Source organism: Bifidobacterium imperatoris, assembly GCF_002860405.1.
In the GTDB taxonomy this organism is placed as follows: domain Bacteria; phylum Actinomycetota; class Actinomycetes; order Actinomycetales; family Bifidobacteriaceae; genus Bifidobacterium; species Bifidobacterium imperatoris.
In genome coordinates this window covers 1-14624 of sequence record NZ_NMWV01000001.1, presented here as the reverse complement: position 1 = coordinate 14624, position 14624 = coordinate 1, and the positions used below count along the sequence as shown (strand labels likewise).

The following is a 14624-nucleotide window of genomic DNA, read 5'->3' as shown; positions in this document are numbered from 1 at the left end:
CGAAGGCCGCGCGAACATACAAACGATTTTGGGTGCGAAAACCTTTGTATGTTCGCGCACCACTGGTTATTTGCGCGAACATACAAACGAAAACCGTGGATTTATGCTCATCTGGCTCGCGGATGAGAAGACAGGTAGGCCTCAATCAGATGCTCAGGGCTTACGTGTGTGTAAATCTGCGTGGTGGTAACGCTGGCATGACCCAACAACTCTTGTACGGTACGCACGTCCGCACCGCCTTGAATCAGATGCGTTGCAAACGAATGGCGCAACGTGTGCGGGTGCAAAGGCCGCGTGATGCCGGCCCGCTCCCCCGCATCTTTGACCACTTCCCAAATCGACTGTCGGGAGATGCGGCGGCCACGCTTGTTCAGAAACAGCGCCCGACGTTCCGGCACCGCTGCCGAAGATCGACGTTCAAGCTCTCCTCTCGCCATGCTGAGATACGCGGTCAATGCTTCGCACGCGTAACCACCGATGGGCACCAAGCGCTGTTTGGAACCTTTGCCCATGAGACGGGCCACACGCTCATCCAAGTCAATATCGTCAAGATTCGCTCCAGCTGCTTCAGAAACACGGCATCCGGTGGCATACATGAATTCCAGTAACGCTTTATTGCGCAACACTACCGGATCATTCGAACCACCGACCGCCGCCGCATCCAGAAGTTGCGTCACCTCGTCCACGTTCAACACGTCGGGCAATGCGGACGCACCCTTGGGTGCCTTAATTGCCGCGGAAACATCATTCATGACTACGTGCTGGCTCAATGCAAAACGATGGAATTCATGGAGTGATGCCAAGCGTCTGGCCTTGGATCGCGCAGACTCCCCTGCCGCATCCAATGAAGCGACGTAATCTTCAACATCTTGCGAGGTAATGGCATTGGCATCTTCAATACCTCGGGCTTCGAGCCAATCAACATACCTGTTGATATCGGATTCGTATGCCTCCACTGTGGCTTTAGCGAGCCCTCGTTCCACGCCGATATGCACAAGAAATTGCTCAGTAAGTCTCTCGAAGCTATTGGTCATGGTGTCTTATCGTAATCGGAGAACGTCTTCGTATAGAGCTTTTGGAGATACCGGGGAAGAGGATAAGAAGCCCATATACGAAGAAACCCCGCCAAATAGCGGGGTTCTGTTAAAAAATCAGTCTGACGGACCGTTGTCTCAGGCCTCGACCGGAGCGTTGACGTCCTCAGGCAGAGCAGCCTTGGCAGCCTCAACGATGGTCTTGAAGGTCTCAGGATCGGAGACGGCCAGCTCGGCGAGAGCGCGACGATCCAGTTCGATGCCAGCAAGGTGCAGGCCCTGGATGAAGCGGTTGTAGGTGATGCCCTCAGCGCGGACAGCAGCGTTGATACGCTGGATCCACAGCTTGCGGAAGTCACCCTTGCGAGCCTTACGGTCGCGGAAGTTGTAGTTAAAGGAGTGCAGCAGCTGTTCCTTAGCCTTGCGGTACAGGCGGGAGCGCTGGCCGCGGTAGCCGGAAGCCCTCTCGAGAACAACGCGACGCTTCTTGTGGGCGTTCACTGCGCGCTTGACACGTGCCATAATTTATTCCTCAGCTTTCTAAAAAGTCTTTATTATCCGTGTAAGCCCTAAGCTCACTTCTGCAGAAGCTGCTTCAGCTTCTTGGCCTGGCCACCGCGCAGCACAGCGTCAGCGGACAGAGCGCGACGCTTGCGAGCGGACTTGTGCTCGAGGTTGTGGCGCATGGCGGAACCGACCTGCATCACCTTGCCGGAGCCGGTGATACGAGCGCGCTTGGAAGCGGCGGAATTAGTTTTCATCTTCGGCATTGCTGCCCTCCTTGCTGGTTTGCTTCTTCATATCGGAAGTCTGGGGAGAAATCGAGGCCTTGGCATCGGCTGCGGCCTGTGCCTGAGCCTCCTGCTTGGCGGCAAGACGTGCAGCCTGACGAGCCTGACGTTCAGCGCGGGATTCAGCTCCGCGGCGACGCTGCTCAGACTGGGTGTGCACCTTCTTACCCTTCGGCGCGAGGGTCATGATGATGTTGCGGCCCTCCTGCTTCGGCTTGGATTCCACGGTGCCGAACTCCTCGACATCGTCAGCCAAGCGCTGCAGCAGCTCAACACCGCCAATCGGGCGGGAAATCTCACGACCGCGCAGCATAATGGTCACCTTGACCTTATCGCCACCGTTCAGGAAGCGGGTCACATGGCCCTTCTTCACGTCGAAGTCGTGATCGTCAATCTTGAGACGGAAACGAATTTCCTTGATTTCCGCGGTGCTCTGATTGCGGCGAGCTTCACGAGCCTTGATCTTCTCGTTGTACTTGAACTTGCCGTAGTCGATGAGCTTAGCGACCGGAGGCTTCGCGTTCGGTGCCACCTCGACGAGATCGAGGTTTGCCTCCTTGGCCAGGTTCAGCGCAACAGTAGTCGCGATGACGCCCACCTGCTCGCCCTTCGGGCCGATCAGGCGTACCTGCGGGACGCGAATCTCGTCGTTAATACGTGGTTCGTCGCTGATGATGACTCCAATCCTCTGCATGTTCCTACGCGGGCCCACATAAATCCCCATCAACGCATTGGATTCATGACAACATTGGCCAAACGACATACGTCGACCATCCAGCTGTAATACCTGTGTGCATTACATGTTCCGATTGCCTTATTTCGTAGCAATCTCTAGGCTGTTGCCTTGAACCCGAGACCTTGAAAGGTTTCCAGGTGGGGTTGCCCCGCTTTCTTGATTTCTCAAGCCAAAGAGAAAGTATACCATATGCTCGGACATTGTTCATCAGTGTGTCGCAGCGTCATATCACATACGTAAGCCATATCCGGCACTTGGCAAGCGCATTGTCGTTACTCCATTATTGCACCGCACGCAGCAGACCGCCGATACCTTCCTTCTGCAATATTTCGCGGTATGGGCCGGCTTCCTGCGCGATGATCTGATCGATGGCGCGCATACCGAGCACTTCCACTGGCGCTTTATCATCCGTCAAAATCGTCGAGGAGGAATCCGGATGCTGTACGGCGGCGAATCGACCGGCAACCTTTTCCATATACCACTGCAGCTCACTACTGGATGTGCGCGCATAGGTTCGCTGGCACAAACGATCCGCCTTGGCGACCTGCTTCATATCGCTCGCCGATTGCCCAGCCGATGATTTCTTCGCGAACAGCTCACGGTTCGTAGTATTCGGTACATCGGCGGTCAACACATTGCCTGCACCGAACACGCTGGCGATCGTGTCGCTCAGCGCCTCATTGATGGACCCACGCCCGTCCGAGACCATATTCATATTCACCACCATCACACCACCGGGATTGAGGTGTTCACGCACCATAGAGAAGAACTCGGTGGAACTCATCTGGAATGGAATGGTGATGTCCTGATACGCGTCGACCATAATCACATCGTAGGAATCACGGGAAGCTGCAAGCCATGCGCGGCCATCGTACGTGCTCACCGGCACGTCACTCGGCTCGGAGAAATACTGCCCCGCCAAGTTGGTGATTTTCTGATCGATTTCCACTCCGGTGATGGCCATATCCGGGTAATACTGCTTGAGCTGCCTGGCATACGTGCCGGTTCCCATACCGAGAATCAGAGCGGAGTCCGCCTTGTCCGCAAGCGCCGGAGCGGCAAGCGCGGTGTCGTAATACATGCCGGTCAGCCCTGGGTCCTTCATCGTGACCGACTGCACGCCGAAGAGCACGTTGGTGGACAGTATCGTGCGGTCGGAAAGATTCTTGACCTGCAGGTAGTTGTAGATGGACTCCCCCTCATAGGCAAGATTGGTTTCCCAGAATGCGAAACCGGTGAGTGGCGAAACACAGCTCGTGGCCACGAACATCACTGCCGATACCGCGCACGCCACACGGTGCGCTTTGATGGAGATGAAATAAGCCAGTGGAATGATCAGCAGCGCTCCAGAGAAAATCAGGAAGCTTACGAATGTGCCCACAGCTGGAATCGTGACGAATGTAGGCAGGAAGGTTCCCAGAATCGAACCGATGGTGTTGCATGCGGAGAGTCGGCCCACTACGGATGCATTGTCTTCCAGCGAAGTCGTAGCGAATTTATTGAGACCTGCGGTCACTGTGCCGAGCAGGAACAGTGGCGGCACAAAGATGATGGCGCAGGAGATGAACGCGGCAATGATCAGGAAATTCGTCGAAACGGTAACAATCAGCAGTCCGGAAATGATAAGAATCAGGTACTTGCCAACCAATGGAATCAGTGAAATCCATACGGCTGCGATCATGATGCGCATGTAGAGCTTATCCGGATTCGGATCCTTATCGGCCCATTTTCCGCCAAACACCGCACCCAATGCCAGCGCAATCATGATGGTGCCGATGATGATGGTCCATACAATCTGTGAGCTGGAGAAATATGGTGCCAGCAATCGCGAGGCACCAAGCTCGGCGGCCATCACGGACATGCCGGAGAAGAATTCGGTGACGTAGAGGAACACCTTGGATTTGAGGATGGGTCTTTCACTTGCTTCGGTGATATGCGCCATTGTTCCGCTCCCCTTGTCTCCGCTATTTGCTCATACGCAAACGCCTTGTTTCGCCAGCCTAGCAGCTGACCGGCTAGAGTTGGCGTCATGACCAAGGTATGTGTGATTTTCGGTGCCGGTGAATACTACGGGAGTCCTGACGCGTCGCTGATTCCTTCGGATGCCTATATTGTGGCGGCGGATGGTGGGCTCGACCATACTCGCGCTTTAGGTATTGCACCGAATGTGGTGGTCGGTGATTTCGATTCGCTTGAGGGTGCACGGCCATCTGCCGATGCCGGTACGCGAACGGTGGTGTTGCCTCCACTCAAAGATGATCCGGATATGCTCTCGGCTTTGAAAATCGGTTGGGCCGCAGGCTGCCGCGAGTTCCGCATCTGGGGCGGATTGGGAGGTCGCGTTGATCACACGCTGTCGAATATTCAGCTGATGGCGTTGCTGGCCCAGCATGGCGCAAGCGGCTATCTATTCGGAGACGGCACTGTGGTCACCGCCATCTGCGATGGCAAGCTCGAGTTCGCGGCCCATTCGGTTCCGGAAGAGGGGCGCATGGTATCTGTGTTCTCCCTGTCTGACGTTTCGCTTGACGTGAACGAGCCAGGGCTGAAGTATGAGCTGGAGCATGGCACCCTGACCAATACCGTGGTGCAGGGAGTCAGCAACGAGTTCCGTGATAACGTGCCTTCTGCGATTAGCGTTGCGCGAGGAACATTGATCGTTACGTTCCCCGCTGAGGTGGCCTTGCCTGCAGTTGACCGTAATCATGAATTCTCAGGAAGCATCGGCGAATTGGATACTGAGGTCTCCGCGCTGTTGGTGCATTAGCGGCATATCAAGTTTGCGTTTTCGCCACCACGCAACATCATCGATGAACGTATGGCAAAGCACGCGCAAACAATGATGTGAGCGCTCACAAAAAAATGAGATTTTTTGCCCAAAACGCACGGTCAAACGTTGCTTTGTGTACACAGTCGGCATTACAGTAACAACTGTTGGTAAACAATGGCGTGGTGTGTCAAGGCACATTACCGCCACCCTACAAGGGAGAATTACATGACAGTTAAGATTGGTATCAACGGCTTCGGTCGCATTGGTCGTCTCGCCTTCCGTCGTATCTTCGAGCTGCAGGCTCGCGGCGGCCAGGCTGGTGACATCGAAGTTGCCGCCATCAACGATCTGACCACCCCGGCCACCCTGGCTTACCTGCTGAAGTACGATTCCACCCACGGCACCTTCCGTCACGACGACGGCACCCCGGTTGACGTGAAGGCCACCGAAGACTCCATCGTGGTGGACGGCAAGGAATACAAGGTCTACGCCGAGAAGGACGCCAACAACATTCCGTGGGTCAAGAACGACGGTGTTGAGTACGTGCTCGAGTGCACCGGCTTCTACACCTCCGCTGAGAAGTCCCAGGCCCACATCAACGCTGGCGCCAAGAAGGTCCTGATCTCCGCTCCGGCCAAGGATGACGTCACCCCGACCGTCGTGTTCGGCGTGAACCACGACATCCTCAAGGCTTCCGACGTGATCGTCTCCGCCGGCTCCTGCACCACCAACTCTATGGCTGCTATGGTCAAGCTGCTGGACGAGAAGTTCGGCATCAAGGCTGGCTTCATGACCACCATCCACGCTTACACCGGCACCCAGATGCTGCTCGATGGCCCGCGTGGCACCAAGACCGGCCGCAACCTGCGCGCCGCCGCCATCAACACCATCGCCCACTCCACCGGCGCTGCCAAGGCTATCGGCAAGGTCGTTCCGTCCGTGAACGGCAAGCTGCAGGGCCACGCTCAGCGCGTTCAGGTTCCGGACGGCTCCGTCACCGAGCTGACCACCGTTCTGAACACCGAGACCACCGCTGACGAGATCAACGCCGCCTTCAAGGAAGCCTTCGAGAACTGCGAGTTCTACGGCTACAACGATGAGGGCATCGTTTCCTCCGATATCCTCGGCGACACCCACGGTGGCGTGTTCGACCCGACCCAGACCGACGTCAACACCGTTGACGGCGTGACCCTGGCTCGCACCGTCTCCTTCTACGACAACGAGTACGGCTTCACCTCCAACATGATCCGTACCCTGCTGTACTTCGCTGAGATCTCCGAGTGAATCCATGCGGGTCTGCCCGCATAGGTTCGTTTGAGAACTAAGCTCATGAAACCCCCGCCATGCGCGGGGGTTTCTTTGTAGTACAACAGAAATCATGGCAAAGAAGAACAAACATGGTAAAGGCACCGGCTCCACCCCTGCCACAGTGCAATTGGAGAAGGCAGGCGTGGAGTTTCAGCTCTACGAGTATGAGCATTCCAATGACCACATGGACGATGGCTATGGCGTCGAGGCGGCCACCAAGCTTGGATTTGATGAGCATCAGGTTTTCAAGACCTTGATGGCAGATACCGGCACCGAACGCGTGGTAGGCGTAGTGCCGGTGAGTGGACATATGGATTTGAAAGCATTGGCCGCTGCGGTCGGCGCGAAAAAAGCGGCAATGGCCGATCCGAAGGTGGCCATGTGCGAATCCGGATACGTGGTGGGAGGTATTTCCCCGCTGGGCCAGAAGACCCATCACAAAACCGTACTGGACGAGAGCGCATTACAATTCGATAAAATTTTGGTCTCCGGAGGCAAACGTGGATTGTCCGTGGGCGTCAATCCGAACGATCTTTTGAAGGTGCTGAACGGCATTGCCGCGCCAATTGGCACATGGTAATCCTATGAAGAGTCTGGTGGACTCTTCATAGGCGAAGTGAGCAGCTTCGCTGCGAAGCTACCGGCGGCGAAGCTCAGCCAGCTGAGCCGTAAAGCAGAGAGCCCTGCGGGCTCTCTGTAGGCGAAGTGAGCGAGCCTGACTAGGCTCGCGAAGGTTGCCTGCGGAGTTCCGCGGACTGAGCCGTAAAGTGAAGAGTCCAGTGGACTCTTCATAGGCGAAGTGAGCAGCTTCGCTGCGAAGCTACCGGCGGCGAAGCTCAGCCGGTAGTACAAAGTGCATGTTCTCCTTAATGGTCTCCACGGACTTCATGCCAGTGAAACCTTGAGATTGCAGCGCGTCAATCACTCCAGATACCAGTTCATCAGGAACGGATGCGCCAGAGGAGATGCCCACAGCCTCGACATCTGTGAACCACTCGGGATCGAGCTCACTGGCATCATCCACGCGATATGCCTTGCCGCGCTCCCCCAGACCTTCCTGTGCCACTTCCATCAGTCGCACGGAATTGGAGGAATTCGCAGAGCCGACAATCACCACGCAGTCAGACTGTTGAGCTACCAGTTTCACTGCGGCCTGCCTATTTGACGTGGCGTAGCAGATATCCGAGCTGGGCGGCTCTTCCATCCAGGGGAACCGCGCTTTCAATGCGGCTATGGTGCCAGCGGTTTCATCCACGCTTAGCGTGGTCTGCGAAAGCAGTACCAGCTTGGTTTCAGGCGTGAAATTCAACGAAGCCACGTCATCGGCGTGCTCAATCAGATGCACATGTTCCGGGCTCTCTCCTACTACGCCCACTGCCTCATCATGACCTTTGTGCCCGATGTAGACAATCTCATAGCCTTCGCGCACAAATCGCAGCACCTCACGATGCACTTTGCCCACCAACGGGCATGTGGCATCCACTACATGCATACCCCGCCGCTTGGCTTCATCCTTGACCTCTGGAGAAACACCATGCGCGGAAAACACCACGGGAATTCCCGCGGCTGCAGCAGCATCTGGAATCTCACTGAGTTCCTGCACAAACACCGCACCTTGCGACGCCAAGTCTTCAACAACATGCTTATTGTGCACGATTTGCCTGCGCACGTATACCGGAGGAAGACCATCCTCACGCACCAGTTTGTTTGATGAGGCTGCCGCCTTCAGAATCGTCTGTACCGTAAGAATCGCACGATCGACTCCAGCGCAGAATCCTCGCGGATCGGCCAGCACCACACACTTGGTCATTGCATCTCCTTGTTCGCACACTGTGGTCTAGTCTAAAGCAGGTTCCCGGCAAAGTGAGATGCGCGAGCGTGGATAAGCCGTGTATATGAAGAAACGCGCTACACTAGCTGTTAGCGGTAACAATGGTTATCGATTCCGATATCTCACTACGGGAGTGATTTCATGACGAATACAACGCCACGCACCGGCCAACAATACAGCATCTCCTACGGCGACTACGAAGCCGTAATCACCGAGCTGGGCGCTACCATGCGTAAGGTCACCTATAAGGGCAAGAACGTCATCGTTCCGCTTGGCGCAGACGACCCGATTACCTGCTGCCACGGCCAACTGCTGGTTCCGTTCCCGAACCGTATCGCCGCAGGCACTTACGAGTTCGAAGGCAAGACCTACACGCTGCCTATTGATGAGCATGATCGCAACACCGCCATTCACGGCTACGGCTACCGTTCCTTCTGGAAGCTCGAATCCTTGACTGAAAGTTCGGTGACCCAGTCCTGGCGCGCTCCGTTCCTGCTTGGCTACCCGTTCGCCATCAAGGTGTACGCCACCCATGAGCTGACTGAAGACGGACTGAAGATTACCGTCACCGCTGAGAACTACGGCGATGTGGATGCCCCGTGGGCACTGGCTATTCACCCGTGGCTGGACAACGGCTTCAACGGTTACGGCGATGAAATCGACGGCCATAACGCTCAGTGCCACCTGACTGTACCGGCCGCCACGCACGTCACCGTGGACGAGAACCTTATTCCGACCGGCACCGAGCCGGTGGAAGGCACCAAGTACGATCTCAATGACAACCCGCTGCTGGTCAACCAGCCATTCGATGATGCCTGGACCGATCTGAAGCATGACGCTGACGGCACGGTGACCGCAACCTTCACTCGTCCGGACGGATTGGTTATCAAGGTTGGCGGCGATGAGACCATCACCTCCTTCCAGGTGTGCACCGGCACCGGCTTCCCGGCATTCCAGCATCCGGCTGGCACCGCCGTGGAACCGCAGACCGCGTACGCTAACGCGTTCAACACTGGCAAGGATCTCATTGTGATCAAGCCCGGCGAGTCCAGCACCACTACGATGTTCATCAAGGCTGAGCAGCACTGAGCTTCACGCGCACAACGCGCACAGCGCACAAGTCGCATAGGCATTGCACAATAGCCTTCGAAACGGATGCCACAGCAGCGCAGCAACAATGACACGCATGTTGCATGTCGTCTGAGCGATGTGGCATAATTCCGAAGGCTTATTTTTTCTTTAAGTAAAGGAGTCCATCATGGGCATGCGCGGACGTAAGCGTAAGGATCGTCGTAAGAAGGCCGCTAACCACGGCAAGCGTCCTAACGCCTGATTCTTCACGTATTCCACCGAATACGAATGAAGCCCGCCTGAGCAATCAGACGGGCTTCATTGTTTTTTCTTGGACCATGTCTTATAGCTGCCGACTACACCGACTGCGCCAATCACATGTCACACAACCACACACTACTTCTCATCGCCACAGCAATGATCCAGCGTGGCTTTGAGCTTGGCCATCAAGCATTCAGGCGCCACATCCGGACGCAAATAAGCGCGCAGTGCGGCAATCAACGCTTGTTCCCGGGCATCGCAGCACGTTGAAGGATCGAAACACTCCCCCTCCTGCTCATACTGGGCATACTCCTGCGCATCTTGCATAACACTGCCACATCCACATTGAGCAGGGCCATCGCCCGAGCAGCACTGCCTAGTGGTGATGTGCACTTCCGTTCTGCTTACCACACCATCGGCGGTTGCACTGGTAATGGAGATATGACGAGTCTGTTCAACACCGCGATCATTCATCATCAAATCTCCTTTCCATCATTTCCATTATGAACGCTTTGCGTGCGCTCATTCATGTTTTTGTCTAACTTCGCGGATGGTGAACCAGTGGATTTCGTCGTGTCATCTGCTACATATCCACGTTCGCGCGCATATGCGGCCAGTTCTCGTTTCAACTGTGCACGGGCACGGTTCAGGCGACTCATCACCGTACCGATTTTCACACCCTGCTCATCCGCCACCTGCTGGTACGACTTGCCATCGATGGCAGCGTCAATAAACACCTGACGACGTTCGGGAGACAGTTTGGCGAGCGCTGCCATAATCTCCTCAGGGGCAAAAGCGTTCAGATATTCCTCCTCCGCGGACTTCAGCCCATCCGAGGAATGCTCAGCTGCGTCGTAAATATCCCAATCATCGTATTCACCGGTCGAATCGTTGGCGCGCTGTGGCCTGCGTTTGGCTTTCGCATACTGATTGAAGTAGGCGTTGCGCTCGATGGTGGTCATCCACGCTTCGAAATTCGATCCGGGCTGGAATGTATCGAATGCTTTGAAACCTCGCTCGAACGTATCCTGCACCAGATCCTGCGCATCATCGGGATTATTAGTCAGTCGCATGGCTTGCCGGTATAACGCGTTGACGGCAGGCATGGCCAGTTTCTCGAAGCGAGCGCGCTTGGCTTGCATGTTCTCCGCTGCCCGTGCAGCATCTGGCGCAGCTCCCGCTGGCTTGCTGTCTCCGCCCTGTTCGAGATTCACGGTTCCTTGTTTCGTCGTCACGATTGCTCATTCTAGCCAACTCGTGTGCCTATATCGTGGTCGATGCCAGATGAATCGCGTGCCAGCGGCAACGGCCTGTAGAATAACTTTCGGTAAGAAACAGGGAGAAACGATTTATGGCTTTGACTTTGGCCTCGGCAGCTCAGCTGCTTGAGCAGCATCATTTGTTGAGAGAGATTATCATCGGCGAACGTTGGACTCTTGATTCCTCGGAAATCGCCCAGCATGATCAACCATTCAGCGGCATCACCTATGACACTCGAGAAGTGGTCAACGGTACTTTGCTGTTCTGCAAGGGCAATTTCAAGGCCTCATTCCTGCATGATATTGATGAACGCGGTCTTGCCGCGTATGTTGCGCAGAACGATTATTCCGCCGAGACCAAGGCACCGGGTCTGATTGTCAATGATGTGCGCAAGGCGATGAGTCTGCTGGCTGCCGAGTTCTTCGACCGTCCGCAAGACAAGCTCACAGTTATCGGCATTACCGGTACTAAAGGCAAAACCACCACCGCGTATTTCACGCAGGCTGTACTGAACGCGTATTCGGACGGCAAGTGTGCACTGTTCTCGTCTGTTGACAACTGCCTGGATGGCCGCACCTATAAGGAATCGGCCTTGACTACTCCGGAAAGCCTTGACGCGTTCCGCATGATGCATGAAGCGGTCGGCAATGGCATGCGTTACCTGGTCATGGAGGTCTCCTCCCAGGCGTACAAAGTGAACCGAGTCTATGGACTTACCTTTGATGTGGCTGCATTCCTGAACATTTCCCCGGATCACATCAGCCCGATTGAACATCCCACGTTTGAGGATTATCTCCATTGCAAGCGCCAGATTACGTATAACTGCCGCACATTGGTATTGGGCACGGATTGCGATCATGCCGATTTAATCCGCGAGGATGCACGTAGAGCGAATGTACCTGTCGTCACGTTCGCTCTGCGAGGCGATGCCGCACACAACGATAGTGATTTCGTGGCATTGCCTGACCCGGATAATGCATCTCAATATATTTTCCAGGAGCACGGCAAGGCCATTGGCGATTTCTCATTGGAGCTCGAAGGTGGGTTCAATGCAGCCAATGCAGCTACGGCCATTGCCCTGGCAAGGGAAGCCGGCGTCCCTGAAGACTCCCCCGCTTTCGCGGCGCTTGAGCATGTCCGCATTTCCGGGCGTATGGAGCATTTCGAGAACGGCGACGGATCGATTGTGGCATACGTGGATTATGCGCACAATTTTGTGAGCACGCGCACGCTGATCGATTTCGTCTCCCGCAAGTATGCCGAGCAAAACCCGCGCATTATTGTGGTCACGGGTTCCGTGGGAGATAAAGCCGTGGACCGACGCGAAGGCATTATCAATGGTGCGCAGGAGAAGGCCGACCGCATCATCCTGACTTCGGAAGATACGGTCAAGGAGCCGATGATCGATATCTTGAACGAGATGCGTGGATACATCACTAATCCGAATGTTTCCAGTGAAATCATTCTTGACCGTGCGAAGGCCATCGAACAGGCCGAACAGGAGGCCGAGCAGACCGCTGCGCAAGGCCGCATGACCGTGTTGCTTATCATCGGCAAAGGCGAGGAACAGTGGATCAAGGTGGAAGGCAAGCACGCTCCTTATGAGGGCGATGGTCATGTGATTCGCCGCTTGTTCGGCATAGCTCAACCGAATGACTGACGAACGCCTCACGGAAAAGACCTCAATCGACTTATTCATCAGTCATCTCAGCCCATCAAATAGACTTACCCATTCACATCATTTCCAAGGAGTCAGCATTGATTACTCTTGAACACACCACAGCCGAGGCAATGGAACAGGCGGCAGCGGAAGCCGGCCTCGTACTGCCCATCGAACAGACCGAGGCTTGGGCCCGCTATCAGGCCACTGTTCCCGGTCGCCACCCTTGGGGCGCATATCTCATCCGCCGTGACAATGATCTCGTCGCCGTTCTCCTGCTTATCGATTATGAGACGCACGGCTACCACTATCTGCGTTCGCTCCACGGACCGGTGTGGGTGTCTAAACCTACTCAGGAGGAGGAGCGCGAGGTCACCGATGCTCTTGTCAAGGCCGTGCGTGCCAAAGATCGCAAGGTGGTCTTCCTGCGCGTGGATACCTGGTATGAAGACGGTTATTACCGTGTGCTGTCTACCGTGCCGTACGACCAGACCGTGATTGTTGACCTGACCGGTGGCGACGATGAGATCTTGGCTCGCATGCGCGCTCGTGGTCGTCAGAACGTGCGCAAGGCTCTGCGTGAAAGCCCCGCCACCTGTGCTGATGAAACCGAGCAGGCCTCCAAGTCGTTCGACGAGTATTACGGCGTTATGGTAGACACCGGCAAGCGCGACGGTTTTACACCTGCGCCCAAGGGCGATTACGAAGACATGTTGCGCGAACTGGGACCGGAGCATTGCCGCCTGTTCGTCAGCCGTATTGATGGCAAGGTCGTCAACTGGTGTCTGGTCACTATCAACGATAAGCGTGCCGTGTATTACTACGGTTGCATGAGCACCGCGGTACGCCGTCTGCGCGTTCCGGACAAGATGTTCTACCACATCTTCTGCACGCTGGGCGCGCAGGGCATTGTGAGCTTGGATATGATGGGCATCGGCTCCGATTTCGCACCGTCTTTGAAGGGCCTGAACCAGTTCAAGACCAAGTTCGCTCCGGAAATCACGCCGGTGGCCGCAGGCCATGATATCCCGATCCACCGCGGGTTCTATGGCGTGCTACGTTTCATTCAGAAGCTTCGTAAAGGCGGTAACCGCTAAGGCTCTCAGCTCCTGCAAGGCTATCCACCAGAGTATTTCCAGAAAAACCCCAGCCCATAAGCGGCCAGATGCCAAGGTTTACACACCAGCGGACCGCACACTGTTTGACGGTTATTACGAACAACGTCATACAAAGGCTGGGGTTTTATGCTTACTGTTGCCAGAACATCATTCCAGGAGATCGAGGAAGAAGCGGCTGGCTGCGATATTGTTCTTCCCATCGAGCAAAGTGCACGGTGGGCCCATTATCAGAACACAATTGAAGGCAGGCGGCTATGGGGGCCGCTCATGGTACTGGATGGTGATGTTCCGGTTGCGATGTTGTCGTTGATTGAGTATCGGACACATGGCTATCGGTATCTGCGGTCCATGCACGGCCCGGTGTGGACGGTGCTGCCGAACCCGGCCCTGGAACGCTCCGTGGTCGGGTCGTTGGCCTCCTTCGTGCGTCATGAGGATCCGGGGATCGTGTTCCTGCGCCTCGACACCTGGTCGTCGGCCGGCGCCCTGCCCGTGCTGTCCACGGTCCCCTACGACTGGACGGTGGTCATCGACGTCACCGGCGGCGACGAGGCCATCCTGTCGCGCATGAAGCGCCGCGGCCGGCGCGACGTGCGCAAGGCGCTGCGCGAATGCCCCGCATCCGTGGCCGACGAGACCGGGCCCGCCATGTCCGATTTCTCCGAATACTACGACGTGATGCTCGAGACCGGCGAGCGGGACGGGTTCAAACCGGCCCCGCTCAAGGACTACCTCGACATGATCGAGGCGTTGGGCCCGGAGCACTGCCGCGTGTTCGCCGCGC

16 protein-coding genes are annotated in these 14624 nt (G+C 55.9%); 8 read left to right on the top strand and 8 right to left on the bottom strand.

Features of this window, described 5'->3' with window-relative positions; all coding sequences use genetic code 11:
* Positions 1 to 107: 107 nt before the first annotated feature.
* The 5 genes from xerD to Tam1G_RS00065 form a co-directional block, all read right to left on the bottom strand.
* On the bottom strand, positions 108 to 1034 hold the full coding sequence (xerD, locus tag Tam1G_RS00085; RefSeq protein WP_101624995.1) for a site-specific tyrosine recombinase XerD: 927 nt from the start codon (positions 1032 to 1034) through the stop codon (positions 108 to 110).
* Positions 1035 to 1172: 138 nt separating this feature from the next.
* Entirely contained in the window at positions 1173 to 1556 is a 384-nt protein-coding gene (gene rplT / locus Tam1G_RS00080) for a 50S ribosomal protein L20 (RefSeq protein ID WP_033890067.1), read from the bottom strand.
* Positions 1557 to 1609: 53 nt separating this feature from the next.
* Complete coding sequence (rpmI, locus tag Tam1G_RS00075; RefSeq protein WP_033890065.1) at positions 1610 to 1804, bottom strand: 50S ribosomal protein L35; 195 nt, start codon at positions 1802 to 1804, stop codon at positions 1610 to 1612.
* Positions 1785 to 2519, bottom strand: a complete 735-nt coding sequence (infC, locus tag Tam1G_RS00070; RefSeq protein WP_101624994.1) for a translation initiation factor IF-3 — start codon at positions 2517 to 2519, stop codon at positions 1785 to 1787. Before infC ends, rpmI begins: the two co-directional genes overlap by 20 nt.
* Before the next feature lie 322 nt (positions 2520 to 2841).
* Positions 2842 to 4503, bottom strand: a complete 1662-nt coding sequence (locus Tam1G_RS00065) for a spermidine synthase (protein ID WP_101624993.1) — start codon at positions 4501 to 4503, stop codon at positions 2842 to 2844.
* Positions 4504 to 4590: 87 nt separating this feature from the next.
* Between Tam1G_RS00065 and Tam1G_RS00060 the strand changes: the two genes are divergently transcribed.
* The 3 genes from Tam1G_RS00060 to ybaK all read left to right on the top strand — a co-directional run bounded on the left by Tam1G_RS00060 (position 4591) and on the right by ybaK (position 7219).
* A complete protein-coding gene (locus Tam1G_RS00060; protein ID WP_101624992.1) occupies positions 4591 to 5328 on the top strand; it encodes a thiamine diphosphokinase in 738 nt (245 codons plus the stop codon).
* A gap of 228 nt (positions 5329 to 5556) precedes the next feature.
* A complete protein-coding gene (gap, locus tag Tam1G_RS00050) occupies positions 5557 to 6615 on the top strand; it encodes a type I glyceraldehyde-3-phosphate dehydrogenase (RefSeq protein ID WP_033890062.1) in 1059 nt (352 codons plus the stop codon).
* Positions 6616 to 6709: 94 nt separating this feature from the next.
* Positions 6710 to 7219 (top strand): Cys-tRNA(Pro) deacylase, encoded by a 510-nt coding sequence (gene ybaK / locus Tam1G_RS00045; RefSeq protein WP_101624990.1) that lies wholly within the window; start codon positions 6710 to 6712, stop codon positions 7217 to 7219.
* A gap of 240 nt (positions 7220 to 7459) precedes the next feature.
* Here ybaK and Tam1G_RS00035 read toward each other — a convergent pair whose 3' ends face one another.
* Positions 7460 to 8449, bottom strand: a complete 990-nt coding sequence (locus tag Tam1G_RS00035; RefSeq protein ID WP_101624988.1) for a 4-hydroxy-3-methylbut-2-enyl diphosphate reductase — start codon at positions 8447 to 8449, stop codon at positions 7460 to 7462.
* A gap of 162 nt (positions 8450 to 8611) precedes the next feature.
* Between Tam1G_RS00035 and Tam1G_RS00030 the strand changes: the two genes are divergently transcribed.
* Positions 8612 to 9559 carry an aldose 1-epimerase family protein gene (locus tag Tam1G_RS00030; RefSeq protein WP_101624987.1) on the top strand — a complete coding sequence of 316 codons (948 nt, stop codon included), beginning with the start codon at positions 8612 to 8614 and terminating at the stop codon, positions 9557 to 9559.
* A gap of 169 nt (positions 9560 to 9728) precedes the next feature.
* Positions 9729 to 9803 carry a 50S ribosomal protein bL37 gene (locus Tam1G_RS12060; protein ID WP_003817083.1) on the top strand — a complete coding sequence of 25 codons (75 nt, stop codon included), beginning with the start codon at positions 9729 to 9731 and terminating at the stop codon, positions 9801 to 9803.
* A gap of 134 nt (positions 9804 to 9937) precedes the next feature.
* On the opposite strand, the gene Tam1G_RS00025 is transcribed toward Tam1G_RS12060, so the two are convergent.
* Complete coding sequence (locus Tam1G_RS00025) at positions 9938 to 10276, bottom strand: hypothetical protein (protein WP_101625053.1); 339 nt, start codon at positions 10274 to 10276, stop codon at positions 9938 to 9940.
* Positions 10277 to 10278: 2 nt separating this feature from the next.
* Positions 10279 to 10944, bottom strand: a complete 666-nt coding sequence (locus Tam1G_RS00020) for a sigma-70 family RNA polymerase sigma factor (RefSeq protein ID WP_101625052.1) — start codon at positions 10942 to 10944, stop codon at positions 10279 to 10281.
* Between the two features lie 209 nt (positions 10945 to 11153).
* Between Tam1G_RS00020 and Tam1G_RS00015 the strand changes: the two genes are divergently transcribed.
* The 3 genes from Tam1G_RS00015 to Tam1G_RS00005 all read left to right on the top strand — a co-directional run.
* The gene (locus tag Tam1G_RS00015) at positions 11154 to 12722 is read left to right on the top strand and encodes a UDP-N-acetylmuramoyl-L-alanyl-D-glutamate--2,6-diaminopimelate ligase (RefSeq protein ID WP_101624986.1); all 1569 of its coding nucleotides are present in this window, start codon (positions 11154 to 11156) and stop codon (positions 12720 to 12722) included.
* A gap of 98 nt (positions 12723 to 12820) precedes the next feature.
* Positions 12821 to 13819 carry a lipid II:glycine glycyltransferase FemX gene (locus Tam1G_RS00010; RefSeq protein WP_101624985.1) on the top strand — a complete coding sequence of 333 codons (999 nt, stop codon included), beginning with the start codon at positions 12821 to 12823 and terminating at the stop codon, positions 13817 to 13819.
* 147 nt (positions 13820 to 13966) lie between these two features.
* A partial coding sequence (locus Tam1G_RS00005) for a peptidoglycan bridge formation protein FemAB (RefSeq protein ID WP_133124949.1) occupies positions 13967 to 14624 on the top strand: 658 nt, incomplete at its 3' end.

Coding starts and splice junctions, on each gene's coding strand:
- Tam1G_RS00035 (WP_101624988.1), bottom strand. CDS start 8,449: ATGACCAAGTGTGTGGTGCTGGCCGATCCGCGAGGATTCTGCGCTGGA.
- rplT (WP_033890067.1), bottom strand. CDS start 1,556: ATGGCACGTGTCAAGCGCGCAGTGAACGCCCACAAGAAGCGTCGCGTT.
- Tam1G_RS00030 (WP_101624987.1), top strand. CDS start 8,612: ATGACGAATACAACGCCACGCACCGGCCAACAATACAGCATCTCCTAC.
- Tam1G_RS00015 (WP_101624986.1), top strand. CDS start 11,154: ATGGCTTTGACTTTGGCCTCGGCAGCTCAGCTGCTTGAGCAGCATCAT.
- gap (WP_033890062.1), top strand. CDS start 5,557: ATGACAGTTAAGATTGGTATCAACGGCTTCGGTCGCATTGGTCGTCTC.
- infC (WP_101624994.1), bottom strand. CDS start 2,519: ATGCAGAGGATTGGAGTCATCATCAGCGACGAACCACGTATTAACGAC.
- Tam1G_RS00025 (WP_101625053.1), bottom strand. CDS start 10,276: ATGAATGATCGCGGTGTTGAACAGACTCGTCATATCTCCATTACCAGT.
- ybaK (WP_101624990.1), top strand. CDS start 6,710: ATGGCAAAGAAGAACAAACATGGTAAAGGCACCGGCTCCACCCCTGCC.
- xerD (WP_101624995.1), bottom strand. CDS start 1,034: ATGACCAATAGCTTCGAGAGACTTACTGAGCAATTTCTTGTGCATATC.
- Tam1G_RS00020 (WP_101625052.1), bottom strand. CDS start 10,944: ATGCAAGCCAAGCGCGCTCGCTTCGAGAAACTGGCCATGCCTGCCGTC.
- Tam1G_RS00060 (WP_101624992.1), top strand. CDS start 4,591: ATGACCAAGGTATGTGTGATTTTCGGTGCCGGTGAATACTACGGGAGT.
- rpmI (WP_033890065.1), bottom strand. CDS start 1,804: ATGCCGAAGATGAAAACTAATTCCGCCGCTTCCAAGCGCGCTCGTATC.
- Tam1G_RS00065 (WP_101624993.1), bottom strand. CDS start 4,503: ATGGCGCATATCACCGAAGCAAGTGAAAGACCCATCCTCAAATCCAAG.